Consider the following 25,398-nt stretch of genomic DNA (forward strand, 5'->3'; position numbering starts at 1 on the left):
GGCGTCTGCCGAAGGGGAGGTCACGGGCTCGGTGGGCACGGTCCCCGGCTCAGGGTCAGGCGTCGGGACAGGTGCGTCGGTCATGATAGGGCCTTTCAGTCGGGACTCGCGCGCGGCGTAGGCTGTCAGAGCGAGATCGGGCCGCGCGTGAAGGAGATCGTCTGACCGTCGACCTGCACGGTGCGCCAGGAGTACACCTGGATGTTGGGACAGGAGGACACGTTGATCGTCGCGGTGAAGTTGGGTCGGTCGACGGCCCGGTGATGGTCGTCGATGACACCGTTAAGGTCGTAGAACTCCCAGTTGCCCGTGTAGAAGGTCGAATACGCGGTGTAGCCGGAGCGCGCAGGCGCGGTCGAGTCCACGGCCGGGATCGACCACGTGGTGCCCCCGCTGCCGACCCGGCTGAAGGCGATGGTCCCGAGAGAGTTCGGGTAGTAGATCGTCACGCGCGCATTGGCGATGCTCGTGGAGCTATTGGTGTTGTAGACCCACAGCCCGCGGGAGTTGCTGTCCGGCGGGTTGGCAGTGCCCCCACCCGTGCCGTTGATTGTCAGGGTGAGTCGGCTGTTCTCGCAGCCCTTGCCGACGGTGACCCAGCCCTGCAGGCCCGGAGGCCTGGAGGCGGCCATCGCCGGCGCCGCACTGCCGATGGCGATCGTCGGCGCCGCCCACGCGGCTCCCGCCACGACCGACCGACGACGCACTTAGTTGTTGCTCTGCCTCATGTTCACTTCCCGCTTGTCACAGGGCATCCACACCGACCCCATCGACTTCGCCCTTGTTGGTCTGGATGCTAGCGCACTTCATCCTGCAGACTTTTCGTGGGATGATCCCGCGCCCTAACCGTCAGCGGTCCGAGGCTCAGGCCCGGGCCCGCTCCGAGGCCCGACGTTCCTTGGCCCGGCGGCGCCCCCGGCGCTTGTCCTGGGCGATCGCCTGCTCGTAGGTGTGGTAGCCGTAGCGGTACTCACCGCCCTTGCCCTGGACGAAGTTGCGGGCGAAGCCCGAGACCCTCGCCCCCACGGTGTCGAGCTGCTTGAGCGCGGCGACCAGGTCCTTCTTCTTCGTGCGGTCGATCCCCACGATCATGAGCAGGCCACCGGTGAGCCGCTCGACGACCACCGCGTCGATGACCGGGACCACCGGCGGGGAGTCGACGAGCACGAAGTCGTACTCGTCGACGAGCGAGCTGAGCAGGGCCTCCATCGGGGCCGAGCCGAGCAGCTCGCTGGGGTTCGGCGGCACCTGCCCCGCGGGCAGCACGTCCATGCCCGCGCTGCCCCAGGTCTGGATGACGTCGTGGACATCGGCGTCGCCGAGGAGGACGGTCGTCAGGCCGACGCTGCCCTCCATGCTGAGGGTCCTGGCCACCGACGGGTCGCGCAGGTCGGCATCGACGAGCAGGGTGCGCCGGCCCGAGTCGGCCATCGCGAGCGCGAGGTTGACCGCCGTCGTCGTCTTGCCCTCGCCGGGCACCGCGGAGGTGACGACGAAGGAGTGCCGGCCGGTCGTCACGTCGACGAACATCAGGTTGGTCCGCAGGCGGCGGACGGCCTCGGCGTGCCGACCGTGGGGGTTTTCCTCGACGCTGATCAGGCCGCGCTTGGACCCGCGACTCTCGAGGGGCAGCCCCGCGAGCATCGGCGCGTCCGAGTACGCCCGGATGTCCTCCTCCCCACGGACCTTGGTGTCGAGGGCGTGGCGGATGAAGGCGAGCCCCAGGCCAAGGACGAGCCCGGCAAGCAGGCCGAGACCGATGTTGCGCACGGGGTCGGGTGAGACAGGCAGGGAGGGCGCGGTCGCCGGCTGGATCGGCGTCGAGACGACCTTCTGCCCCGACGACTTCAGCAGGGTGGAGAACTCCCCCGCCACCTTGCCCAGTTGCGGGCCGACCTCGTTGGCGACGTCGGCCGCCTCCTGCCCGTCGGCGGCCCGCGCCGTGATGTTGAGGATCGACGTCGTGCCGGAGGTCTCGGCACTGACGGTGATCGGGTGGCCCGGCTCGAGCCCGAGCTCCTCGCGCAGCGGGTCGAGCACGGCCGGCGTGTCGAGGATGGACACATAGGTGTCGAGGTCCTCAGAGGTCAGGACGAAAACACCCCCGGACGATTTGCCACTCTGCTGCTCCGCGCTCAGGTAGATGCGCGCCCGGGCCTCGTAGACCGGGGTCGTCGTGAGGGTCACGGCGATCGCAGCGAGGACGGCCAGTCCGACACACACGACGATGAGCCGCCATCTCTGCCGGATGACACCCAACAACTCGCTCAGCTGCACAGCCAACTCCTGCCCGACGCCGGTCGCGGCACCCCCGTGATGCCCCGGAGGTAAGGTCCATGTCACGCCCCCCACCCACTGCGAGGAGTGTATAAGGTGCGCATCCTGCGGATCTCCCACAGCGGTGTCGTGGATGCGTGGCGCGAGCGTGAGCGGGTCGCCCGCCGCCTGGGTCATGACGTCACCTCGGTGACCGCGGCCGTCTGGGACGAAGGGGGGCGCGACGTCCCCCTCGAGCCCCGGCCGAACGAGGACGTGATCGGCGTGCGCACCCTGGGCCGTCACCCGGCCCTCTTCATCTACGACCCGATCCGCCTGTGGCGGCTGCTGGGGCAGCCCTGGGACGTCATCGACCTCCACGAGGAGCCCTTCGCCCTCGCGACGGCAGAGGTGCTCCTGCTGCGCGCGCTCCGGCGGGTCCCTACTCCCTACTGCCTCTACTCCGCGCAAAACATCGACAAGCGCTACCCACCCCCCTTCCGCTGGCTGGAGCAGTGGGCCCTGCGCCACGCCACGGCCGTGAGCGTGTGCAATGCCGAGGCCGGCGAGATCGTCGCCCGCAAGGGCCTCACCGGCAAGGCCGCCCTCATCGGGCTCGGCGTCGACCCGGAGCAGTTCGAGCCGGTGCCGGAGCCGGAGCGCCCCCCTGCGTCCGACGGCACCGTCACGGTGGGCTACGTCGGCAGGCTGGCCCCGCACAAGGGGGTGGACGTGCTGCTCGAGGCCGTCGCCGGGGACCCCCGCCTCCACCTCGTCGTCGCCGGCGCTGGGCCCCAGGCGTCGGAGCTGCAGGCTCGGGCGAAGCGGCCCGACTTGGCGGGGCGGGTCGATCTCATCGGGGCCGTGAGCACCACCGATCTGCCCGGCCTCTACCGCAGCCTCGACGTCCTCGCGGTGCCGTCCCTCACGACCGCTGGCTGGGTGGAGCAGTTCGGGCGCGTGGCCGTCGAGGCGATGGCCTGCGGCACACCGGTCGTGGCCAGCGACAGCGGCGCGCTCCCCGATGTCGTCTGCGGTGCCGGACTGCTCGTGCCGCCGGGCGACGTCGCCGCCCTCGCCGAGGCGTTGGCCCGTGCTGGCACCGACGAGCGCCTTTCGGCCACAATGCGACGCGAGGGGATCGCGCGAGCGCGCGAGTTCAGCTGGGATCGCATCGGGGAGACCTACGTGGAGCTGTACGAGAGCATGAGCACACGAGGCCCGTCCACGCCCACGTCGCCGCCCGAGGTCGTCGTCGTCGCCTACCACCACGCACAGCTGCTCCGGCGGAGCCTGACGCCGCTCACCCACCTGCCGGTCACGGTCGTCGACAACTCCTCCGACCCCGAGGTGCGGGCCGTCTGCGCCGAGCTCGGCGTGCGCTACCTCGACCCCGGGCGCAACGGCGGCTTTGCCGCCGGCGTCAACCACGCTCTGGACGACCGGCTCGCACCCGACGCCGACGTCCTCCTCCTCAACCCCGACGCCGTCATCGACGCCGACGGGGTGCGCCGCCTGCACCGAGCGCTGCGGACCGAGCCGGACCTGGCGAGCGTCGGCCCGCGACAGGTCGACGGCCACGGGCGTGCCGCGCGCGCCGCGTGGCCCTTCCCCACTCCCTGGGGCGCGGTGGTCGAGGCGCTCGGGCTCGGACGACTACGCCGCTCCGAGGACTTCGTCATCGGGTCCGTGCTGCTGCTCCGCCACGAGGCGCTCACCCAGGTCGGCGGACTCGACGAGTCCTTCTTCCTCTACGCGGAGGAGACCGACTGGGCGCTGCGCGCCACGCGCCTCGGCTGGCGCCACGCCCTCGTCCCCGAGGTGACCGCGCTGCACCTCGGCGGCGCCACGAGCAGCGACTCGACACTGCGCGAGACCTACTTCCACGCCTCGCAGGAGCGCTACCACCGCAAGCACTTCGGTGCACTCGGGTGGCAGGTGACCCGAGCCGCCGTGGTGGTCGGGTCCGCGGCACGGTCCGTGCTCCTGCGTGGCTCGCGCGCCGACGCGGCACGCGAGCGAGCCCGCCGCTACGTTCGCGGCCCCCTTCGCCTCGAGGCTGCGGTGCGCCCGGCTGCTGAGCGCGAATCGGTGAGCCGCCCGTGAGGTCGATGACGTCCGACCTGCCAGCGGCCCTGATCGTCACGGCGGGGGCCGTGATGGCCGCCGGCGTCGGCTACCTCGCCCCCCGGCAGCCGGTGCTCGCGGTCGCTGCTGCCTCGCTGGTGCTCGTCATGGGCCTCTCCGCGCTGCAGCGAGCCGCCCTGCCCCTCGCCTGTCTGCCCCTGCTCTACGTCGCCGAGCGGTTGGGCTACGGCGGCACCGATCTGTCCGTGTCCGACCTGGCCCTCACCCTCGGGGCCGGCGTGTCCCTGTGCTTCGCGCAGCGGCCCTTCAGCCCGGCACTGCGCAACCTGCTCTGGCTCGTCGTCACCTACCAGGTCGCCACCCTCTTCACCGTCGTCGCCAACCCCTACGCGGCCAACCTCCTCGAGTGGCTGCACGCCGGTGTCCTCATCGCCGGTGCCCTCCTCGTCGGGTGGAGCATCGGCCGGGACGGGCTCGGCCGGGCCGGGCTCCTGCTCATGCTCGCGACCGGACTGATCCTCGCCACATGGGTCGTCGGTGCCGGCCTGGTCAACTACCTCGCCGGCAACTTCGAGCCGATCTACCTCCCCTTCCGCATGCACAAGAACTTCCTCGGGACGGTCCTGGCGACCACGGCCACGATCGCGTACGTGCGCCCCGACTGGTTGCGACTGCGCCCCGGTCCGGCGCTGATGATCTTCACTTGGCTCGTCCTGGCGATCATCGCCACCCAGTCGCGACAGGCGATCGTCGGGCTGGCCGTCATCCTCGTCGTCCTCGTGCTGCGCCGGCGCACCGACCGACGGCGCTCGCAGCTCATCCTGCTAGCGGTCGTCCCCGCGGTCATCGTGGTCCTCACACTGGTGCGCGACCAGATCTCCAGCGGCAACCAGCACAACTCCTTCTTCTCCCGACTCACGTGGTTCCAGGAGGCCCTGGAGATCTGGTCGACCCAGCCGCTCACCGGTGTCGGGCTGCGCTGGTGGTACACCGACCGCTTCCCCGGGGGGATCCAGCCACCGAATGCGCTGCTCGAGGTGATCACCGCTTCCGGCCTGCTGGGACTCATCGGCTTCCTCGCGTTGATGATCGGCTCGCTCCTCGTCCTGTGGCGCATCCCCCCTGAGTACGGCATGCTCGCCGTCCTCGTGGTGCTCGGGCGCTTCGTCCAGGGCCAGCTCGACGCCTTCTGGGTCGCGGCCCAGACCTCGATCCCCTTCGTCGTCGCGGGCATCTGCCTCGGGATGCACGCCCGGAGCACGGACGAGGCGCAGCCGGCTGCGGAACCGGCTGCCACCCTCCCGGCCGCCCCGCCCGTCGCCACCGCGGACGGCCGCGCCGGATGAGGATCACGCACGTCGTCTGCACGGACAACTTCGCGGGTGTCGAGCGGCACGTCGCCCTCCTCGCGGCCGCACAGCACGACCTCGGCCACACGGTCACCGTCCTCGGTGGCCGGCAGGAGCACATGAGCGCTGCCATCGACCGGCCGGGAGTGCGCCTCGTTCCAGCCGTCGACCGCCGGACCGCAGCGCGTCTCCTCCTGGGGCCCGCCGGCCGGGGCGCCGACCTCGTCGCCACGCACATGACCGACGCAGACGTCGTGGCCCTCACCAGCCCCGCGCTGGTGCGCACTCCGATCGTCAGCACTCGGCACTTCGCCGCGCGGCGCGGGGCCACCCCCGCGCACCGCTCGCTCGTGGAGCGCCTGCAGCCCCGGCTCGCGGCCGAGATCGCCGTGAGCGACTACATCGCCGGAGCGGTCGACGTCGACGCAACCGTGGTGCTGCCGGGCGTGCCCGACCGACCGGACCTTTCGCCCCCTTCGCGTCGCGATCGCACGGTCCTCGTCGCGCAGCGCCTGGAGCGGGAGAAGTCGACCGAGGTCGCCATCGCCGCCTTCGCCGCGTCCGGGCTCCCTGACCGGGGATGGCGGCTACGCATCGCCGGCGACGGCTCCCACGCGGCGGCGCTGAAGCACCAGGCCGACCTACTGGGCGTCTCTGACGCCACCGAGTTCCTCGGACACCGTCACGACGTCGAGGACCTCATGGCTACCGCTGCGGTGCTCCTCGCGCCGTGTGCGATCGAGGGCATCGGCCTGTCCGTCATCGAGGCGATGGCCTCCGGTCTGCCCGTCGTGGCCGCAGCGGCGGGCGGTCACCTCGAGAGCGTGGGCGGCGTCCCCACCCCGGCTCTCTTCTCCCCGGGCGACCACGAAGCCGCGGCACACCACCTCCTGCGGCTGGTGGAAGACCCTGCCACCCTCGACGCCTACGGCACCGCGCTGCGCGAGCGCCAACGTCGCGCCCTGACGATCGCCGAGCAGGCACGCGCCACGGACGAGGTCTACCGGCACGCCCTCGTGTCCCGCTCGCCCACACCTCGTGCCGAGGCCCGACACGGACGGGGCCTCGTCGTCGTCTCCCTCGAGCCCTGGGACCGCGTGTGGCGCCGCAACCAGCACCTCGTCCACGGCCTGCTGCGCGAAGACCCCGACCTGCGCGTCCTCTTCGTGGAGCCGGGCACCGACCCGCTCCACGCCGCACGCCGCAGATCCCGCCCCGTCCCCGGCCGGGGCCTGCGACGTGGGCCCCACCTCCCGGACATCGACCCCGACGCCCTGTGGCTGCTCGAGCCGACCAAGCTCCTCCCCCGTCGGGTCGACCCGCACCAGGACGAGCGGTGGGCGGAGGCGGTCCGCCGCGCGGCCGAGCAGGTCGGCCTGACGGACCCGACGCTCTGGGTCAACGACCCCCTGGGCGCCCTGGTGATGCAGCGCAACGGCTGGCCGACCCTCTACGACATCACCGACGACTGGCTCCTCGCCGACCGCGACCCGGCGACGCAACAGCGGATCAGCGACATGGAGGGACGGCTGCTCACATCCGCATCCGAGGTCGTCGTCTGCTCGCCGTCACTGGCCGCGACCAAGTCGGCGCAACGCCCCGTGACGCTGATCCGCAATGCCGTCGACGTCGCCGCGGTGACCCGCCCCACCGGGCGGCCCACCGACCTTCCCGACGGTCCCGTCGCCGTCTACGTCGGCACCCTGCACGCCGACCGACTCGACATCGCCCTCTGCGAGGACACCGCCCGAGCGCTGCACAGCACCGGGCACCTCGTGCTCGTCGGGCCCGTCGCACTGACCAGCGACGAGCGCAGCCGTCTGGAGACGGGCGGCGTGCACCTACTGGGCGCCAAGGACCACCGGTCCGTCCCCGCCTACCTCCAGCACGCGGACCTCCTCGTCGTGCCACACGTCGTCGACGACTTCACCGACAGTCTCGACCCGATCAAGCTCTACGAGTACCGAGCCGTCGGCCGACCTGTCGTCAGCACACCGGTCGCCGGGTTCCGTGAGGCTGCGGACGCACGCCTGACCGTGGTGGACCGCGAGCGCTTCCCCGACGTTGTCGCTGCCAGCCTCCCCGCGACCGACCGCTTCCCCGTCGGCGCCGACCGGCAGGTGCCGACCTGGGCAGACCGGGTCGGCGAGATGAGCCAGGCGCTGAGGCGCGTGTCTACAGGTCCCGGTCCCGGGCGCGCGGACGTCCCGCTGCAGGTGCGCACCCGCTTCGGCCACGCTGCGGTCCAACGGCTGGCCGACGAGCACGGCGTCGACCTGCTCCACATCAAGGGCGATGCCCTCGACCCCACCGTCACCAGTCCCGGCAGGATCGCCACCGACGCCGACGTCCTCGTCCGACCGGCGCACCTCGATGCCCTCCTCGCGGCGTGCGCTGCCGCCGGCTACCAGTCATCGGGCCGCTTCACGACGAGCTCGCCCTTCGAGCACTCGCTCACGCTCTGGCACGACCTGTGGGGCCACCTCGACGTCCACCGGCACTACCCCGGCATCGGGCGGTCACCCGCAGACGCCTTCGAGCGCCTGTGGGTCGAAAGGCTCACCACGGACATCGCCGGCGTGAGCTGCCCGGCCCCCAGCCTGCCCGCCCAGGTCGCGATCCTCGTCATGCACGCGGCCCGCAACCCCGCCGGGGGTCAGGCCAGCGCCGACGTCGCCCACGCCTGGCACGGCGCCAGCCGGGACCAGCGTCAGCAGGTGCGCGCGTGGGTCGAGGAGATGCAGGCAGAGGTCGCCTTCGCCCTCGGGGTCGGGGACGTCGACTCACTGCCGCCCTCCGCGGAGCGGGAGCTGTGGCAGGCCGTCACCGAAGGGGGACGAGTCCACGAGTGGCGGGCCCGCATCGCCGCCGCCCCCGACCTGCGCAGCCGGATCGTCTTGGTGCTGCGCGCTCCGCTCGTCAACACCGACCACCTCGCCCACGAGCTCGGGCACCGCCCCTCCAACCTCGATGTGGTGCGGGCCTTCGTCGGCCGCTCCCGTCGCGGCATCGCGGAGATCGTCCGAGCAGGTGGTCGCTGATGACCCGGCAGACCCACTGGACCGTGCCTCGCGGCGTGGGGTGGACCGAGGCAGCCGATGACCGGGGCCGGACAATCGTCTACGTGGCGCCCCTGCCGAACGGCCCGGTCTCGGTCCTGCCCGACCAGTCGGCCGTCATCTGGCTCGCCGCTGTCGAGGGCGGTGGGGACGTCGTCGACATGGTGGCCGATGTTCTCGGGCACGACGCGGACGACGTCCGCGCGGACGTCGAGGCCTTCGTCGCGGAGCTCGTCGGGCGCGGGCTGCTTCGCCGGACCTGACCCTCTCGAGCGGAGGCGCCGGACCCTTCCGGGATGCGCGTGGACGGCCCCTGATCGCGCCCCACGGCGGGCAGCATCAGTAGGCGCCGTCCTTGGTGACGACGGCGTGGAAGGTCCTCCAGAGGATGACGATGTCCTGGGCGACCGACCAGTTTTCGACGTAGTAGAGGTCGAAGCGCACCGACTCCTCCCAGGTGAGGTCGCTGCGGCCGTTGATCTGCCACAGCCCGGTCATGCCCGGCTTGACGAGCAGACGGCGGCCGACGTCGCCCTCGTAGCGGGCGACCTCGGAGGGCAGCGGCGGGCGGGGGCCGACGAGGCTCATCTTGCCCGCGAGCACGTCGAAGAGCTGTGGCAGCTCGTCGATGGACCAGCGGCGGATGAACCGGCCGATCGGCGTGACCCGCGGGTCGTCCTGGCGCTTGAAGAGCACCCCACGGTCGATCTCGGCGGCGGTGCGTTGCCGCACCTCGTCGAGGCGGTCCTCGGCGTCGACCGTCATCGAGCGGAACTTCGTCATCCGGAAGCTCTCGCCGTCGAGTCCGACGCGCTCCTGCCGGAAGAAGACGGGCCCACCATCGGAGAGCTTGACCAGGACCGCGACGACGAGAAGCAGCGGCGAGAAGGCGATCGTCAGCAGGAGGGCACCCACCCAGTCGATCGTCGACTTGAGCACGAGCCGGGGCCCGGCGAAGGTCGGGGCCTCGACGTGCAGGAGAGGCAGGCCGGCGACCGGTCGCGTGAGCACGCGCGGGCCGGCGATCTCGGTGAGACCCGGCGAGACGACCAGCTCGATCCCACTGCCCTCGAGCGCCCAGCCGAGCCGGCGCAGACCTCCGGGGCCAAGCGCGTGCGCGTCGGCGCAGGCCACGACGTCGACGCCCAGCTCGATGGCCACGCGCGCGCCCTCGCGCTCGCTGCCCAGCACCGGGACATCGGCCACTTCGTCACCACCGGAGGAGGTGCACACACCGATGACGCGGTAGCCGGCCTCGGGCACCGAGGCGAAGCTGTCGACCAGGTGGCGCACGGTGGCCACGTCACCCACGACGAGCACGTCGTGGCTCAGGTCGCCGGCGACCCGCCGCCGACCCAGCCAGGTCCGCCACACCCTCCGGGCGGCCCAGAGACCGACGACGCCGGCGGGGAGGGCCAGCAGGATGTATCCGCGGGCGATCTGCACCTGCAGGGCGAAGGCGAGCATGGCGACGAGCGCGAAGACCTGCAGGGACGCGGTCGTCACGAGCCGGTACTCGGCGGCGCCGTGACCGAGGATGTGCACGTCGTAGGCGCCGTGGAAGCGCAGGGCAAGCCACCACAACGCCACCAGCGCAATGCTGAACCACGTGTAGCTGATCGAGAAGTCGTCGGTGCTCGCGGCGACGTCCGTGCGACCCTCGACACCGAAGCGCACCACCTGGGCCCCGAAGGTGGCCCACATGATGACGAGTAGATCGGTGATCGCGAGCAGCCCCTGCAGGGGCCGTAGGGCCGCGCGGCCGGCTCCGACGTCGGTGACGAGGCGGGCCAAGCCGACCACCGTCAGCCTCGCCGGTCGGGCAGGGACGCGGCAACCGGACCGTCGGCCAGCCGGATGGCCTCGGCCATCCGTCCCCGGGTGACACCCCCTTCGACAGGTCGACGGCGCAACTCCTCCAGTCGCGCCGTCGCATCGGTCGCACTCCGGCCGTCAGGCCGACGACCCGCGCGACGTAGTGCGGCCATGCCTACCCCGTAGGCCACGACCGGCAACGAAGCCCACCCCAGGAACACCATCAAATCGATGTGCACGAACGCGCCTCCCCAGCGAAGAATCGAGAGGCGGCCTGTCCGCCCCGAACTTGTGGACCTCCCCGGCCACGATCTCGAGGAGAGACTTTACCTTTCACTTACCATCCTTGCCATACCTTGACCAAAATTTTCGTGTGGCCTCCGTCGCCCGCCGAAGATCGTCCGAGACGGCTCGCTCGTCGCACGACCCCGGGTGGCGGTACCGCGGCCGGGGTTGAGATGCTACCTGCACCAGCAGCGACGTCGGCGGAGGCCGTGACCATGAAGGTGATCGTCCAGATCCCCTGCCTCAACGAGGAGGCGACCCTTCCCCTGGTCTTCGCGACGATCCCGACGCAGATCCCCGGCGTCGATGTCGTCGAGACTCTCGTCATCGACGACGGCTCGAGCGACCGGACCGCGGAGGTCGCGCGCGAGCTCGGGGTCACCCACCTCATCAGCCACAGCCGTCCCTTGGGCCTGGCCCGCTCCTTCCGCGACGGCGCCGACTTCGCGCTGCGTCACGGCGCCGACATCCTCGTCAACACCGACGGCGACAACCAGTACCCCCAGGAGCGCATCGGCGACCTCGTCGAGCCGATCATCGCCGGCCGCGCCGACATCGTCGTCGCCGACCGGCAGACCGCGACAATCGCCCACTTCTCCCCCTTCAAGCGGCGCATGCAGTCCTTCGGGTCGGCCGTGGTCAACCGGGCCGCGAGCACCGACCTGCCCGACGCTGCCAGCGGCTTCCGCGCCTACTCCGCCGCCTCCCTCATGCGGCTGAACATCGTCACCGAGTTCTCCTACTGCATGGAGACGATCATCCAGGCCGGCCACAAGCGGCTGGGCATCGAGTCCGTCCCCGTCGTCACCAACGACAAGACCCGCGAGTCCCGGCTCTTCACGAGCATCTGGCAGCACATGGCCAAGTCCGCCTCGGCGATCGTGCGCTCCTTCATCATGTTCAAGCCGCACGCCTTTTTCGGCATCGTCGGCAGCGTCCTGCTCGTGCTGGGGCTCATCCCCTTCGTCCGCTTCCTCGTCCTTGCCGCGATGGGCGACTCGGCCGGCCACATCCAGTCGCTGATCTTCGGTACGACCCTGCTCGTCGGGGCCCTCTTCAGCTTCGCGCTGCTCATCATCGCCGACCTGCAACGCACCAACCGCGTGCTCCTCGAGGAGACGATCGAGCAGCTGCGCCTCATCCGCTTCGGCCCACCACGCATCCCCCCGGTCCACGACGACGACCGGGGGTGACCTCCCTTCGTCGGACCGCGGATCGCGCCCGGCCCGACCCGTGGGAGGATCTGAGGAGACCCACCCCACACCCCACGGAGGGACACACATGACCGCGAAGATCGTCTGGACCAAGATCGACGAGGCGCCGGCACTGGCCACCTACTCGTTGCTCCCGATCGTCCAGGGCTTCACCTCGGGCTCCGGTGTGGAGCTGGAGACGAGCGACATCTCGCTCGCCGGCCGCATCCTCGCCCAGTTCCCCGACCGGCTGACCGACGAGCAGCGCGTCGCCGACAACCTCGCCGGGCTCGGCCGGCTGGCCAAGACGCCCGAGGCCAACATCATCAAGCTGCCCAACATCTCGGCCTCCGTGCCGCAGCTCAAGGCAGCGATCGCCGAGCTGCAGGGTCAGGGCTACGACCTGCCGGACTACCCCGACAACCCGAGCACCGACGAGGAGCAGCAGGTCGCCGCGGCCTACGCCAACGTCCTCGGCTCCGCGGTCAACCCCGTCCTGCGTGAGGGCAACTCCGACCGCCGCGCCCCGCTCGCGGTCAAGAACTTCACGAAGAAGCACCCGCACAAGCTCGGCCCGTGGACCGCCGACAACAAGGCCCGCGTCGCCTCGATGAGCGAGGGCGACTTCTACGGCAACGAGAAGTCGATCGTCTCCCCCGCCGACGACACCCTGAAGATCACCCTGACGGCCCAGGACGGCACCGAGACCGTCCTCAAGGACTCCGTCCCGGTGACGAAGGGGGAGATCGTCGACGCGACCTTCATGTCGGCCAAGGCGCTGCGCGCCTTCTACGACGCCCAGATCGAGGCCGCCCGCGCCGAGGGCCTGCTGCTGTCGCTGCACCTCAAGGCGACGATGATGAAGGTCTCCGACCCCATCCTCTTCGGCCACGGCGTCGCCGCGTGGCTCGGCGACCTCGTCGACAAGCACGCAGCGTCCTTCCTCATGGCCGACGTCGACCTGCGCTACGGCCTGGCCTCGCTCTACACCCAGCTCGACAAGCTGCCGGCCGAGACCCGCGACGCGATCCGCGCCGACATCGACGCCCTCGCCGAGCGCCGCCCCGCGCTGGCGATGGTCGACTCCGACAAGGGCATCACCAACCTCCACGTCCCGAGCGACGTCATCATCGACGCCTCGATGCCGGTCGTCATCCGTGACTCGGGTCAGATGTGGGACGCCGAGGGTGGCCAGCAGGAGACCCTCGCTATGATCCCCGACCGCTCCTACGGCCCGATGTACGCCGCGGTCATCGAGGAGCACAAGCGCAACGGCGCCCTCGACCCGTCGACGATCGGCAGCGTGCCCAATGTCGGCCTCATGGCGCAGAAGGCCGAGGAGTACGGCTCGCACCCGACGACCTTCGAGATCCCGACCGCCGGCACCGTCACGGTCACCACCTCGGCCGGCGAGGTCGTCCTCGAGCACGCCGTCGAGGAGGGCGACATCTGGCGGATGAGCCGGGTCAAGGACATCCCCGTCCAGGACTGGGTCAAGCTGGCCGTCACCCGCGCTCGGGCGACCGGCGCCCCGGCCGTCTTCTTCCTCGACGAGGCCCGCGCCCACGACGCGCAGATCATCGCCAAGGTCAAGGAGTACCTGCCGCAGCACGACACCGAGGGCCTCGAGATCAAGATCCTCCCGCCCGTCGATGCGGTGACCTTCTGCCTCGAGCAGATCCGCGCCGGCAAGGACGCCATCTCGGTCACGGGCAACGTCCTGCGCGACTACCTCACCGACCTCTTCCCGATCCTCGAGCTCGGCACGAGCGCCAAGATGCTCTCGATCGTCCCGCTGCTCGCGGGCGGCGGTCTCTTCGAGACCGGTGCCGGCGGCTCCGCACCCAAGCACGTGCAGCAGTTCGTCAAGGAAAACTACCTGCGCTGGGACTCCCTGGGTGAGTTCTCCGCGCTGGGCGCCTCCCTCGAGCACCTCGCCACGCACTTCGACAACCCCAAGGCGCAGGTCCTCGCGGACACCCTCGACACGGCGATCGCCACCTTCCTCGAGGAAAACAAGAGCCCGGCCCGCAAGCTCGGCTCGATCGACAACCGCGGCAGCCACTTCTACCTCGCCCTCTACTGGGCGCAGGCGCTGGCGGCCCAGGACACCGACGCCGAGCTCAAGGAGCGCTTCACCCGCGTGGCCGCCGAGCTCGGCGACAACGAGGCGAAGATCAACGACGAGCTCATCGGCGTGCAGGGCTCGCCGGTCGACCTCGGTGGCTACTACAAGCCCGACGCCGCCAAGGCGTCGGCGGCGATGCGCCCGAGCGCGACGCTCAACGCCATCATCGACAGCCTCTGAGCTGACGATCAGGCGAAGGGGGGAGGTCCGGTGGACCTCCCCCCTTCGTGACGGCCGCGGGCGGCCTCCTCAGGACGGCGCCCTTCGTCATGCGCACGTGACCTGCCCTCCACTAGTCTCGCCATGACGGCTCCTCGAGCCACCCCACGACATCAGGAGCACCATTCATGCGGCACTCGCTCGTCCACCGCCTCGGCGCAGAGTTCCTCGGCACCTTCTGGCTCGTCCTCGGTGGCTGCGGCTCGGCGATCTTCGCCGCCCAGCACCTCGTCGACGGCGAGGACTCCGGGTTGGGCATCGGTTTCGTCGGTGTCGCCCTCGCCTTCGGCCTGACCGTGCTGACGATGGCCTACGCCGTCGGGCACGTCTCGGGCGGCCGCTTCAACCCTGCGGTGACCATCGGTCTGGCCACCGGACGGCGGTTCGACTGGAAGGACGTGCCCGCCTACGTCGTCACGCAGGTCGTCGCGGGTCTCGTCGCCGGAGGAGTCCTCTTCCTCATCGCCAGCGGCAAGGACGGCTTCGATGCCGGCGCCGGGTTCGCTGCCAACGGCTACGCCGACCACTCCCCCGGCGGCTACACCCTCGCCGCGGTCCTCGTCGCCGAGGTCGTGCTCACCGCCTTCTTCCTCTACATCATCCTCGGGGCCACCGACGAGCGCGCGCCCGTGGGCTTCGCGCCGATCGCCATCGGCCTGGGCCTGACGCTGATCCACCTCATCTCGATCCCGATCAGCAACACCTCGGTCAACCCCGCCCGCTCGACCGCGGTCGCCTTCTTCCAGGACGGTGCAGCCGGCCAGCTGTGGGCCTTCTGGGTCGCACCGATCATCGGTGCCGCGATCGCCGGCGCCACCTATGCCCTGATCACAGGGGTCAACCGTGCCGACGTCGACGTCGAGGGCGTCTGACGCCGACCCATCCGCCACCCCGGGCAGCGCCGAACCCCGTCCATGAGCTCTCGGTCCGCCCTCCCCGCCGCTTGCGGCATCCTCGCAGCTGCCCTCGGCACGGCCGCCGCGCACCTCGTCGCGGCCCTGACCTCCCCCGCGTCGTCGCCGGTTCTCGCCGTCGGCAGCCAGGTCATCGACGCGACCCCGACGCCGGTCAAGGAGTGGGCGGTCGGCACCTTCGGCACGGCCGACAAGCCGATCCTCATCGGCTCGGTCGCCGTCGTCTCCCTGCTCCTCGCGGCCCTCGCGGGCACCGTGCGGCCACGCTCCCGGCTGGCCTCGACGCTGCTCCTCCTGCTGCTCACCGGCCTCGCCGGCGCGGCCGCGGTGCTGCGGCCCACCGCCGACGACCTGGCCTGGCTCCCCGCCCTCGTCGCGGCCGTCGTCGGGATCCTGACGCTCGACCTGCTCGTCGCCCGGGTGCTGCCCTCGGGCTCCGCCCACGCCGACCCCACGCACCCGACGCGACGTCGGGTCGTCGCCCTCGGGGGCACCGGCGCCGCCGCGCTGGCGATCGGCGGCTCAGGGCAGGCGCTCGTCGCCCGGTCCGCGCCGCCCACGCTCACCCTGCCGCGACCGACGCGGCCCCTGCCCGCCCTGCCGAAGGGGGTGGACGTCGGCAAGTCCGGGATCTCCCCCTTCGTCACGGCGAATGCCGACTTCTACCGGATCGACACCGCACTCCTCGCCCCGCGCGTCGACCCCGGCGAGTGGTCGCTGACGATCGACGGTGATGTGCCGCGTGAGGTGACGATGGGCATCGACGAGCTGCTCGCCACGCCCATGGTCGAGCGCGACATCACCCTCAACTGCGTCTCCAACGAGGTCGGCGGCCCCTACATCGGCCACGCCCGCTGGCTCGGCGTGCCCACCCGCGAGCTGCTCGCCCGCGCCGGACTCGACACCGACCCACGCGACCCCGACCTGCAGGTGCTCTCGACGTCGACCGACGGCATGACGATCTCGACGCCGCTCTCGGCCCTCCTCGACGACCGCGACGCGCTCGTCGCCGTCGGCATGAACGGCGCCCCCCTGCCCCGCGAGCACGGCTTCCCCGCCCGCCTCGTCACGCCCGGGCTCTACGGGTTCGTCGGCGCGACGAAGTGGCTCACCCGCATGACCGTCACCCGCTACGACGCGGCGAGCGCCTACTGGACAGACCGCGACTGGGCGACCGACGGCCGGGTGCGCACCCAGGCCCGCATCGACACGCCCCGGGCGCTGCGCCGCATCCCGCCCGGGCGCACCGTCATCGGCGGCGTCGCCTGGGCGCAGCGACGGGGCATCTCGCGCGTCGAGGTGCGCATCGACGACGGCGACTGGCAGCGCGCCACCCTCGGCACCGAGGCCGACGTCGACTGCTGGCGCCAGTGGTTCCTGCCGTGGAACGCGACCCCGGGTCGGCACGACCTCACCGTGCGCGCCACCGACGGCACGGGCGAGGTGCAGACGCGTCAGGAGGCCACTCGCTTCCCCGCAGGCGCCACCGGCTGGCACTCGATCGCCGTGACCGTGACGGACTGACCCATCCGCACGCCCGACGGCTCCGAATCCCTTGTCGCACAGCCACTCACGATGACCGGAGGCACGACATGTCCCGCCTGACCACCACCCGCACCGTCGCCCTGCTCGCCGCAGCGGCGCTCCCCTTCGCCCTCACCGCCTGCGGTGACGACACCGACACCGGCAGCTCCGCGAGCTCGTCGAGCAGCTCGGAGTCGATGGGGTCCGACGACTCGATGTCCTCGTCCACCGACGCCGCCGAGGCGGGTGCCCCCTTCGGCGAGGGGTGCGCCTCCGTGCCCGAGGACGGCAAGGGCTCCTTCGACGGCATGTCGACCGACCCGGTCGCGACCGCCGCGAGCAACAACATGCTCCTCAAGACGCTCGTCAAGGCCGTCACCGAGGCCGACCTGGCCAAGACGCTCAACTCCTCCGAGGACATCACCGTCTTCGCCCCGACCGACGACGCCTTCGCCGCCATGGACCAGGCCACGCTCGACAAGGCGATGGGTGACCCCAAGGGCCTGCTGACGACGGTGCTCACCCACCACGTCGTCGAGGGCCGCCTCGCTCCCGAGGACCTCGCCGGCACCCACGAGACCCTCGCCGGCGACAAGATCACCGTCAAGGGTTCGGGCGAGGACTTCACCGTCGGCGAGGCCAACGTCGTCTGCGGAGACGTCCAGACCGCCAATGCCACGGTCTACATCGTCGACTCGGTCCTCATGCCGACCGCCAAGAAGTAACCTGATCCGTCACCATGGACCTCGTGCCCCCTCCCCGTGAGCAGGACCCGCCGGACGCCCGCACGGCCTCCGAGCGGGAGCCTGCCCACGGGGGCCACGACCGGCTCGCCCACCGCCTCAAGCAGGTGGCGAAGGGGGACGAGGTCGCCTTCGCCGCCGTCTACGACGAGACAGCTCCCCGACTGCACGGTCTCGTCCTGCGGATCCTGCGCAACCCGGCGCAGTCCGAGGAAGTGACCCAGGAGGTCTACCTCGAGGTGTGGCGCCGGGCCAGCCACTTCGACCCGCGGCGCGGGTCGGCGATCGGCTGGCTGCTCACGATGGCCCACCGCCGCGCCATCGACCGGGTGCGCTCGAGCCAAGCCGCCGCGGTCCGCGACGACGGCTGGCACGCCCGGTCCCGTGAGGTCGACTTCGACACCACCGCGGAGACGGCGACGGCCCGCATCGAGGCCGCCCGGGTGCGCTCGGCCCTCGACGGGCTGACCGCCAACCAGCGCGAGGCCGTGAGCCTGGCCTACTTGGGCGGCTACACCCACACGGAGGTCGCCAGCCTCCTCGACCTACCACTCGGCACCGCCAAGACACGTATCCGCGACGGACTCATCCGTCTGAGGGACCAGCTGGGAGTGACCCCATGAGCGACGACCTGCACAGCCTCTCCGGGGCCTATGCCCTCGACGCCCTCGACGACGACGAGCGCGCCGACTTCGAGGAGCACCTCGCGCGCTGCCCGGCCTGCCGCGACGAGGTCGACTCCTTCGGCGCGGTCACTCCGCTGCTCGCCGAGATGGTCGCGGTCACCCCGCCGCCGTCGCTGCGGGACGACATCCTGGCCCGGGCCGCTCAGACCCGTCAGGACCCGCCGCCCGCCGCGCACCCCACGCCCACCCACGCCGAGGACGAGGCGCAGGTGCTCTCCCTTCGCCGGCGGGCGCGGCGCCGCTGGGTCGCCCTCGCCGCGGCTGCCGCCCTCCTCGTCGGCGGCGGTGTCACCTGGCAGGTCGTCGACCGCGCCACCACGAGCATCTCCGAGGAGGTCGCGGCGGCACCCGATGCGCGCACCCAGGAGGTCACCACCGCCGACGGCGGCACGGTCCAGGTCGTGCGCTCCGAGCGCATGGGCAAGGCCGTGCTGCGCGTCGAGGGGCTCGCCGACCCCGGCGACGGGCACGCTTACCAGGCCTGGCTGCAGGACCCCTCGGGGGCCATGACCTCCGCCGGGATGGTGCCCGGCACCGACGGCGAGATGGTGCTCGAGGGTGATGTCACCGCAGCCGAGGGCGTCGGCCTGAGCGTCGAGCCCACTGGAGGGTCCCAGCAGCCGACGACCGACCCCGTGGCACTCGTGGCGCTGGGCTGACGGACGCCGGTGACACCGGCACCCCGCCTCGGAGTAGGGTCGAGACCGTATCTGCTCCCCAATCACCGCACGAAGGGGTACGACTTCTCGTGAGCACCACTCCCGTCAAGGTCGCCGTCACCGGCGCCGCCGGCCAGATCGGCTACAGCCTTCTCTTCCGCATCGCCAGCGGGTCGCTCTTCGGCCCCGACACCCCGGTCGAGCTGCGACTGCTCGAGATCACCCCGGCCCTCAAGGCCCTCGAGGGTGTCGTCATGGAGCTCGACGACTGCGCCTTCCCGACCCTCGCCGGTGTCGAGATCGGCGACGACGCCGAAAAGGTCTTCGACGGCGTCAACCACGCGCTGCTCGTCGGTGCCCGCCCCCGCGGCCCGGGCATGGAGCGCGGTGACCTCCTCGAGGCCAACGGCGGCATCTTCGCCCCGCAGGGCGCGGCGCTCAACAAGGTCGCGGCCGACGACGTCCACGTGACGATCACCGGTAACCCGGCCAACACCAACGCCCTCATCTCGATGAACAACGCGCCCGACATCCCCAACGAGCGCTTCAGCGCCCTGACCCGCCTGGACCACAACCGCGCGATCAGCCAGCTGTCCGCCAAGCTCGGCGTGCCGGTCACCGAGATCAAGAAGATGACGATCTGGGGCAACCACTCCGCGACCCAGTACCCCGACCTCTTCCACGCCGAGGTCTCAGGCAAGAACGCCGCCGAGGCCGTGGGCGACCAGGAGTGGCTGGAGAACACCTTCATCCCGACCGTTGCCAAGCGCGGCGCCGCGATCATCGAAGCGCGTGGCGCCTCCTCCGCGGCCTCCGCCGCCTCGGCCACCGTCGACCACGCCCGTGACTGGGCGCTCGGCACCCCCGAGGGTGACTGGGTGTCGATGTCGGTCTGCTCCGACGGCTCCTACGGCGTCCCCGAGGGCCTCATCTCCTCCTTCCCCGTCACCGTCAAGGACGGCAAGTGGGAGATCGTCCAGGGCCTCGAGATCGACGACTTCTCGCGTGCCAAGATCGACGCCTCGGTCGCCGAGCTCGCCGAGGAGCGCGACGCCGTCACCAAGCTCGGCCTCATCAAGGGCTGACGCCAGCACGGCTCACGAAGGGGGCCCGCCGCACCAGATGGTGCGACGGGCCCCCTTCGGTGTCCGCTCAGGATCAGCGGGCCGAGAGATCGAGGGTGAAGCCCGAGACGAGGACCGCGACACCCAGGACGACGAGGGTGATGACGTCGACGAGCGGCCCGCGCACAGCGATGCCCCCCATGGTCGACCCGCGCACGGTCACCCGCAGCAGGGCCGCGAGCAGCAGGCTCCCCCCGAGGCAGAGGGTCGCCCTCAGCACGTGGTCGGTCGCGAGGAAGAGCATGGCCACGGCGACCCCGGCCGCCACGACCCACCACGCGGCGAGCGCCGGTACGTCAAGGGGAGGCCTGGCCGGAACCGTCGGTTGCTCGGGCTCGCTCATCGCAGCTGCTGCTCCGCGGCCTCGACGACATTGGTCAGCAGCATCGCGCGGGTCATCGGGCCGACGCCCCCGGGGTTGGGGCTGATCCACCCGGCGACCTGGGCGACGTCGGCGGCCACGTCACCGGCGATCTTGCCGTCGACCCGGCTGACGCCCACGTCGAGGACCGCGGCGCCCGGCTTGACCATGTCGGCCGTGATGATGCCCGGCACGCCGGCCGCGGCGACGACGATGTCGGCCTGGCGCACCTCGGCCGTGAGGTCGCGCGTGCCGGTGTGGCACAGGACGACCGTGGCATTTTCGCTGCGGCGGGTGAGGATCAGGCCGAGCGGACGCCCGACGGTGATCCCGCGCCCGACGACCGCGACGCGCGCACCGGCGATCGGCACGTCGTGGCGGCGCAGCAGCTCGATGCAGCCCATCGGCGTGCACGGCAGCGGGGCGGGCTTGCCGAGCACGAGCCACCCGAGGTTGGTCGGGTGCAGCCCGTCGACGTCCTTGGCGGGGTCGACCGCGGACAGGATCGCGTTTTCGTCCAGGCCCGTCGGCTGCTGCACCAAGAAACCGGTGCACGCCGGGTCGTCGTTGAGGCCACGCACGACGTCGAGGACCTCCTCCAGCGTCGAGGTCCCGGGCAGGTCCCGCCGGATGCTCGTGATGCCGATCTCGGCGCAGTCCTTGTGCTTCGCGGCCACGTACCACGAGCTCCCCGGGTCGTCGCCGACGAGCACGGTGCCCAGGCCCGGCGTGATGCCCTGCTCCTTGAGAGAGGCCACGCGAGCGGCCAGCTCGTCCTTGATCGACGCGAGCGCCGCCTTGCCGTCGAGGATCTGTGCAGTCACGGATCTCATCCTTTCACGAGGGTCGAGGGGTCGGGTGCGGTCCGCGTGGGGCGGGCGAACCACCCGGCGACGGTGGCCGCGGCCAAGGTCACGCCGGCTCCGAGGGCCATGACGAGGGTGACCTCGTGGCCGGCCGTGGGCACGGCCAGATCGATGGCCAGGGCCGAGACGATCTGTCCGCTGAGCAGGGCCAGACCGAAGACGAGCACACCCAGGTGCTGCACGGCCCACGCTGCCACGGCGATGAAGACCACGCCGATGCAGCCGCCCCACCATGCCCACCACGGCACGCCGGCGAAGGACACAGGCTCATAGGCACCACGCAGCCACTGGACGCCGAGGAGGACGACGAGAAAGGCGGTGCCGGTGAGGAAGTTCTGCCCCGTCGTAGCGAGGACGTCACGGCTGACGAGGTTGACCCGGCCGTTGACCCCCTGCTGCAGCGCGAGGCCGGCGCCGGCCACCACCGCGAGGACGACAGGAAGGGGGGAGAGTCCACCTTCGCCCAGGGAGCCGGAGACGGTCACGCCCACGCCGGCGACGGCGAGGACGGCCGCGATCACCCGGCTAAGCAGGATCGGGCGGCGTCCGCCCGGCCCGATCCCGAGCCGGTCGACGAGCAGTCCGGTGGCCGTCTGGCCGGCGACCGTCGCGACGGTGAAGATCGCGACGCCCACAAGCGGCACCGCCGCGGTCTGGACGGCGACGAAGAACCCGCCGCCGATGCCGCCGAGGCACTGCCACCAGCGCAGCCGCTCCCCGCGCAGGGCAGCGGCGATGCGGCCGATGCCGCGACGAACCCGGGCCGACAAGAGCGTCGCGAGCCCGAGCAGGACCAGCCCGGAGCCGAAGCTCCACACCGCCGCCTGCGCGGGCGCGCCGAGCACCGACGCGACCTCGCCGTTCATCCGCGACTGGGCCGACATGCCCCACCCGCTGACGAAGGCCAGGATGAGCGCCAGCCGGTACCGGCTCGCGGGCGCCCGGGGGGCGTCAGTGGGCAAAGTGGCGGGTGCCGGTGAAGTACATCGTGATGCCGGCGGCCTGCGCCGCGGCGACGACCTCGTCGTCGCGCACCGACCCGCCGGGGGCGACGACCGCGCTGACGCCGGCGTCGAGGAGCACCTGCAGCCCGTCGGCGAAGGGGAAGAAGGCGTCCGAGGCCGCGACGGCCCCCTTCGCCCGCTCCTCGCCCGCCCGGCACACCGCGAGGTGGCAGGAGTCGACGCGGTTGACCTGGCCCATGCCGATGCCGACCGAGCCCTGGTCCTTGGCCAGGAGGATCGCGTTGGACTTCGTCGCCCGGACCGCGCGCCACGCGAAGGCGAGGTCGGCGAGGGTCGCCTCGTCGGCGGCCTCACCGGTCACGAGCGCCCAGGCGCTCGGGTCGTCGCCGTGGCCCTGCGTGGGCTTGTCGTCCGCCTTCGCCTCGACCACGCCGTCGATGGCGTCGCGCTGCTGCACGAGCAGGCCACCGGAGACGGGCCGGGTCTCGACGCCGCCCGGGGCGGGCGTCTCGGCCTTGAGCAGGCGACGGTTCTTCTTCTCGCGGAGGATCTCGAGGGCGTCGGCCTCGAAGTCGGGCGCGACGACAACCTCGGAGAAGGTGTCGTTGAGGGCACGGGCCATGGCCGCGGTCACCGGGCGGTTGGTCGCGACGATGCCGCCGTAGGCGGAGACGGGGTCGCAGGCGTGGGCGCGCTCGTAGGCGACCTCGATGCTCTCCCCCACCGCGATGCCGCACGGGTTGGCGTGCTTGATGATCGCGACGGTCGGCTGGTCGCCGTGGTCGTGCGCGGCGCGCAGCGCGGCGTCACCGTCGATGTAGTTGTTGTACGACATCTCCTTGCCGTGCAGCTGCTCGGCGCCGGCGATGCCGCCGCCACCGTCGGTGACGTAGAGCGCGGCCGACTGGTGCGGGTTCTCGCCGTACCGCAGGCCGGACTTCTTGGCATAGGTGCCGCCGACCCAGCCGGGGAAGGGCGTCTCGTCGCTCGGGCTGACGACCGAGCCCATCCACGAGGCGACGGCCACGTCGTAGGTGGCCGTGTGGACGAAGGCGTCGGTCGCGAGGCGCTGACGCTGAGCGAGGGTGAAGCCGCCGCCGCGCACGGCCTCGAGGACGTCACCGTAGGTCGTGGGATCGGTGACGATCGCGACGGAGGCGTGGTTCTTGGCGGCCGCGCGCACCATGGTCGGGCCGCCGATGTCGATCTTCTCGATGCAGTCCTGCACGCCCGCGCCGGAGGCGACGGTGTCGGCGAAGGGATAGAGGTTGACGACGACGAGGTCAAAGGGGGCGACCTCCAGCTCCTCGAGCTGCCGCACGTGGTCCTCGAGCCGGGTGTCGGCGAGGATGCCCGCGTGGACCCGCGGGTGGAGCGTCTTGACCCGGCCGTCGAGGCACTCGGGGAAGCCGGTGAGGTCCTCGACCTTGGTCACCGGCAGGCCGAGACCGGCGATCGTGGCGGCCGAGCCGCCGGTCGAGACGAGCTCGACGCCGGCGTCGGCGAGGCCGCGGACGAGGTCCTCGAGGCCGGTCTTGTCGTAGACGGAGACGAGGGCACGGCGGACGGGACGGCGGTCTGACACGAGTACTCCTGGAGGATCGCTGCGGTGCGGTGGGTGCACCCAGGCGGGCGATGCACCTCGACTTGTCTCACTCCCCGGTGGTGATCCACCTTCGCCAGTCGTGTGCCCCCGAGTCTAGATGCTCAGCCGATGTGCACCCGTCGCCCCTCGACCCGCCAGCCGCCGGTGGCCATGGCGGTGACGACGTCGACGAGCATCTCGCGCTCGACGACCTTGATCCGCTCGTGCAGCGTCTCCTCGGTGTCGTCGGGCGCGATCGCCACGGTGCGCTGCTCGATGATCGGTCCGGTGTCGACGCCGGCGTCGACGAGGTGGGCGGTCGAGCCGGTGACGGTGACGCCGTGGGCGAGGGCGTCGCGCACCCCGTGCGCGCCGGGGAAGGAGGGCAGCAGCGCAGGGTGGGTGTTGACGAAGGTGGCCGTCGTCAGGGCCTGCGGCCCGAGGATCTTCATGAAGCCGGCCGTGACGACGAGGTCGGGCGCGTGCTCCCGGATGCGGGCGGCGAGCGCCTCGTCCCACGCGCCGCGGTCGGCGTGGTCGCGCACCGCCTCGACGAAGGTCTCCACCCCGGCCGACCGCGCGCGCTCCAGGCCGGTGCACTCCTTGTCGGCGCCGACGGCGACGACCTGCGCGGGCAGGGTGCCTGCGGACTGGGCGTCGAGCAGGGCTTGCAGGAGGGACCCGGAGCCGGAGACGAGGGCGACGAGACGAAGGGGGCGCTCACCCCGCGAGTCTAGGTCGCGCGGGTGAGCGCCCCTCGTCGTCCCGGGGACGAGACCCGTCGTCGACGTCAGACGAGCGTGTACCCGCCGGTGCTGATCGTGAATCCCTGGCCGTCGACCGTGCACCGCACGTGCTCCCGGGTGCTCGTGCACCGGGCGCCACCGACGTTGAGGCTCTTGCCATAGGGCAGGACGGCCTGCCCGTTGCCCGCGGTGCCGAAGGACTCCTGCCACCACAGCCGTGCCTGCTCGGAGTCGGCCCTGCCGGTGGCGACGACGTCACTCACGCAGCCGACCTGCGCACCTCCGTCACTGCTCACGTGCATGCTCGTGCCGGTGTCCCACTCGCAGTCGGCGGCGACGTCATCGGCGACGGGGAAGGTGGCGCCGACGAGGTCGCACCGCACCTGGGTGGTGCCCATGGCGGTCATGTGACAGCTGATCCTGCCGCTCGGCGAGACGAAGAGCGCTTCGGAGTCCCGGGTAGTGAGCTCGTCGCCGCCGCCCGACGGTGCGGACGCGTTGGCATCGGGCGGCACGGTCCCGGGTTCGCTCGGATCGGCCGGCGCCGCGGAGGGCCCGCTGCTGCTGGGCGTGGCCGGGGCCGCGGTCGACGTGGCGCTCGCGGTCGGGGAGGCAGTCTGCGTCGTCGTCGCCGAGGTGGTCGTCTGCGAGCGCTCGGTCACCGTGGTCTGCGACGCCGGGTCCCCGGCCTGGTCGGAACCGCCACAGGCTGCGAGCGAGAGCGCGGCGATGGCGGCGGCCGCCACGGTCATGATCGGTGGGGTCGTGCGGTTCATCGGAGTGCCCCTGTCCTGCGGCTCCCCCTGCGGGGCCGCTCACCCCAGCAGACGGTC

General features: G+C 71.6%; 21 protein-coding genes and 1 riboswitch. Of the genes, 12 read left to right on the forward strand and 9 right to left on the reverse strand.

Annotated features, from left to right (window positions below; genetic code table 11):
• Positions 1-125 precede the first annotated feature (125 nt).
• Positions 126-707, reverse strand: coding sequence for a hypothetical protein (locus tag NYE39_RS06780; protein WP_259920970.1), 582 nt, complete (start codon positions 705-707; stop codon positions 126-128).
• A gap of 157 nt (positions 708-864) precedes the next feature.
• Positions 865-2,277, reverse strand: coding sequence for a polysaccharide biosynthesis tyrosine autokinase (locus tag NYE39_RS06785; protein WP_259920969.1), 1,413 nt, complete (start codon positions 2,275-2,277; stop codon positions 865-867).
• A gap of 96 nt (positions 2,278-2,373) precedes the next feature.
• Between NYE39_RS06785 and NYE39_RS06790 the strand changes: the two genes are divergently transcribed.
• The 4 genes from NYE39_RS06790 to NYE39_RS06805 are packed head-to-tail and all read left to right on the forward strand — an operon-like array spanning position 2,374 to position 9,015.
• A complete protein-coding gene (locus NYE39_RS06790) occupies positions 2,374-4,362 on the forward strand; it encodes a glycosyltransferase (RefSeq protein ID WP_341012215.1) in 1,989 nt (662 codons plus the stop codon).
• Between the two features lie 5 nt (positions 4,363-4,367).
• Positions 4,368-5,690, forward strand: coding sequence for an O-antigen ligase family protein (locus NYE39_RS06795; RefSeq protein WP_341012216.1), 1,323 nt, complete (start codon positions 4,368-4,370; stop codon positions 5,688-5,690).
• Positions 5,687-8,734, forward strand: coding sequence for a glycosyltransferase (locus NYE39_RS06800; protein WP_341012217.1), 3,048 nt, complete (start codon positions 5,687-5,689; stop codon positions 8,732-8,734). The genes NYE39_RS06795 and NYE39_RS06800 overlap by 4 nt, the downstream gene beginning before the upstream one ends.
• Positions 8,734-9,015 (forward strand): PqqD family protein, encoded by a 282-nt coding sequence (locus NYE39_RS06805; protein ID WP_341012218.1) that lies wholly within the window; start codon positions 8,734-8,736, stop codon positions 9,013-9,015. The genes NYE39_RS06800 and NYE39_RS06805 overlap by 1 nt, the downstream gene beginning before the upstream one ends.
• A gap of 76 nt (positions 9,016-9,091) precedes the next feature.
• Here the strand turns inward: NYE39_RS06805 and NYE39_RS06810 are convergent, their stop codons facing one another.
• The gene (locus tag NYE39_RS06810) at positions 9,092-10,546 is read right to left on the reverse strand and encodes a sugar transferase (protein ID WP_341012219.1); all 1,455 of its coding nucleotides are present in this window, start codon (positions 10,544-10,546) and stop codon (positions 9,092-9,094) included.
• A 521-nt stretch (positions 10,547-11,067) separates the two neighbouring features.
• On the opposite strand from NYE39_RS06810, the gene NYE39_RS06815 reads away from it, so the two are divergent.
• The 8 genes from NYE39_RS06815 to NYE39_RS06850 all read left to right on the forward strand — a co-directional run bounded on the left by NYE39_RS06815 (position 11,068) and on the right by NYE39_RS06850 (position 20,003).
• Positions 11,068-12,045, forward strand: a complete 978-nt coding sequence (locus NYE39_RS06815; protein ID WP_192910671.1) for a glycosyltransferase family 2 protein — start codon at positions 11,068-11,070, stop codon at positions 12,043-12,045.
• Between the two features lie 88 nt (positions 12,046-12,133).
• Positions 12,134-14,353: an NADP-dependent isocitrate dehydrogenase gene (locus NYE39_RS06820; protein WP_341012220.1), complete on the forward strand. Its 2,220-nt coding sequence runs from the start codon at positions 12,134-12,136 to the stop codon at positions 14,351-14,353.
• Positions 14,354-14,520: 167 nt separating this feature from the next.
• Complete coding sequence (gene aqpZ, locus NYE39_RS06825; RefSeq protein ID WP_341012221.1) at positions 14,521-15,264, forward strand: aquaporin Z; 744 nt, start codon at positions 14,521-14,523, stop codon at positions 15,262-15,264.
• Between the two features lie 42 nt (positions 15,265-15,306).
• Positions 15,307-16,830 carry a molybdopterin-dependent oxidoreductase gene (locus NYE39_RS06830; protein WP_341012222.1) on the forward strand — a complete coding sequence of 508 codons (1,524 nt, stop codon included), beginning with the start codon at positions 15,307-15,309 and terminating at the stop codon, positions 16,828-16,830.
• Positions 16,831-16,898: 68 nt separating this feature from the next.
• Positions 16,899-17,555, forward strand: a complete 657-nt coding sequence (locus tag NYE39_RS06835) for a fasciclin domain-containing protein (protein WP_341012223.1) — start codon at positions 16,899-16,901, stop codon at positions 17,553-17,555.
• Between the two features lie 23 nt (positions 17,556-17,578).
• Complete coding sequence (gene sigK / locus NYE39_RS06840; protein WP_226282634.1) at positions 17,579-18,196, forward strand: ECF RNA polymerase sigma factor SigK; 618 nt, start codon at positions 17,579-17,581, stop codon at positions 18,194-18,196.
• Positions 18,193-18,918, forward strand: a complete 726-nt coding sequence (locus NYE39_RS06845; protein WP_341012224.1) for an anti-sigma factor — start codon at positions 18,193-18,195, stop codon at positions 18,916-18,918. The genes sigK and NYE39_RS06845 overlap by 4 nt, the downstream gene beginning before the upstream one ends.
• 89 nt (positions 18,919-19,007) lie before the next feature.
• Positions 19,008-20,003, forward strand: a complete 996-nt coding sequence (locus tag NYE39_RS06850; RefSeq protein ID WP_341012225.1) for a malate dehydrogenase — start codon at positions 19,008-19,010, stop codon at positions 20,001-20,003.
• A 73-nt stretch (positions 20,004-20,076) separates the two neighbouring features.
• Here NYE39_RS06850 and NYE39_RS06855 read toward each other — a convergent pair whose 3' ends face one another.
• The 6 genes from NYE39_RS06855 to NYE39_RS06880 form a co-directional block, all read right to left on the reverse strand.
• Positions 20,077-20,385 carry a DUF3017 domain-containing protein gene (locus tag NYE39_RS06855; RefSeq protein WP_084450262.1) on the reverse strand — a complete coding sequence of 103 codons (309 nt, stop codon included), beginning with the start codon at positions 20,383-20,385 and terminating at the stop codon, positions 20,077-20,079.
• On the reverse strand, positions 20,382-21,227 hold the full coding sequence (locus NYE39_RS06860; RefSeq protein ID WP_341012226.1) for a bifunctional methylenetetrahydrofolate dehydrogenase/methenyltetrahydrofolate cyclohydrolase: 846 nt from the start codon (positions 21,225-21,227) through the stop codon (positions 20,382-20,384). Before NYE39_RS06860 ends, NYE39_RS06855 begins: the two co-directional genes overlap by 4 nt.
• Before the next feature lie 5 nt (positions 21,228-21,232).
• Positions 21,233-22,231: a DMT family transporter gene (locus tag NYE39_RS06865; RefSeq protein ID WP_083546153.1), complete on the reverse strand. Its 999-nt coding sequence runs from the start codon at positions 22,229-22,231 to the stop codon at positions 21,233-21,235.
• Positions 22,221-23,819 carry a bifunctional phosphoribosylaminoimidazolecarboxamide formyltransferase/IMP cyclohydrolase gene (gene purH / locus NYE39_RS06870; RefSeq protein WP_341012227.1) on the reverse strand — a complete coding sequence of 533 codons (1,599 nt, stop codon included), beginning with the start codon at positions 23,817-23,819 and terminating at the stop codon, positions 22,221-22,223. The genes NYE39_RS06865 and purH overlap by 11 nt, the downstream gene beginning before the upstream one ends.
• 30 nt (positions 23,820-23,849) lie before the next feature.
• Positions 23,850-23,931: riboswitch (ZMP/ZTP riboswitch) on the reverse strand.
• Positions 23,932-23,941: 10 nt separating this feature from the next.
• Entirely contained in the window at positions 23,942-24,694 is a 753-nt protein-coding gene (gene purN, locus NYE39_RS06875) for a phosphoribosylglycinamide formyltransferase (protein ID WP_341012228.1), read from the reverse strand.
• A complete protein-coding gene (locus NYE39_RS06880; RefSeq protein ID WP_341012229.1) occupies positions 24,610-25,341 on the reverse strand; it encodes a hypothetical protein in 732 nt (243 codons plus the stop codon). The genes purN and NYE39_RS06880 overlap by 85 nt, the downstream gene beginning before the upstream one ends.
• Positions 25,342-25,398: the final 57 nt, after the last annotated feature.

The sequence above is a fragment of the Janibacter sp. FSL W8-0316 genome, from assembly GCF_038004165.1.
Lineage (GTDB): Bacteria > Actinomycetota > Actinomycetes > Actinomycetales > Dermatophilaceae > Janibacter > Janibacter indicus.

Coding starts and splice junctions, on each gene's coding strand:
- NYE39_RS06795 (WP_341012216.1), top strand. CDS start 4,368: ATGACGTCCGACCTGCCAGCGGCCCTGATCGTCACGGCGGGGGCCGTG.
- NYE39_RS06800 (WP_341012217.1), top strand. CDS start 5,687: ATGAGGATCACGCACGTCGTCTGCACGGACAACTTCGCGGGTGTCGAG.
- NYE39_RS06805 (WP_341012218.1), top strand. CDS start 8,734: ATGACCCGGCAGACCCACTGGACCGTGCCTCGCGGCGTGGGGTGGACC.
- NYE39_RS06815 (WP_192910671.1), top strand. CDS start 11,068: ATGAAGGTGATCGTCCAGATCCCCTGCCTCAACGAGGAGGCGACCCTT.
- NYE39_RS06820 (WP_341012220.1), top strand. CDS start 12,134: ATGACCGCGAAGATCGTCTGGACCAAGATCGACGAGGCGCCGGCACTG.
- aqpZ (WP_341012221.1), top strand. CDS start 14,521: ATGCGGCACTCGCTCGTCCACCGCCTCGGCGCAGAGTTCCTCGGCACC.
- NYE39_RS06830 (WP_341012222.1), top strand. CDS start 15,307: ATGAGCTCTCGGTCCGCCCTCCCCGCCGCTTGCGGCATCCTCGCAGCT.
- NYE39_RS06835 (WP_341012223.1), top strand. CDS start 16,899: ATGTCCCGCCTGACCACCACCCGCACCGTCGCCCTGCTCGCCGCAGCG.
- NYE39_RS06845 (WP_341012224.1), top strand. CDS start 18,193: ATGAGCGACGACCTGCACAGCCTCTCCGGGGCCTATGCCCTCGACGCC.
- NYE39_RS06855 (WP_084450262.1), bottom strand. CDS start 20,385: ATGAGCGAGCCCGAGCAACCGACGGTTCCGGCCAGGCCTCCCCTTGAC.
- NYE39_RS06880 (WP_341012229.1), bottom strand. CDS start 25,341: ATGAACCGCACGACCCCACCGATCATGACCGTGGCGGCCGCCGCCATC.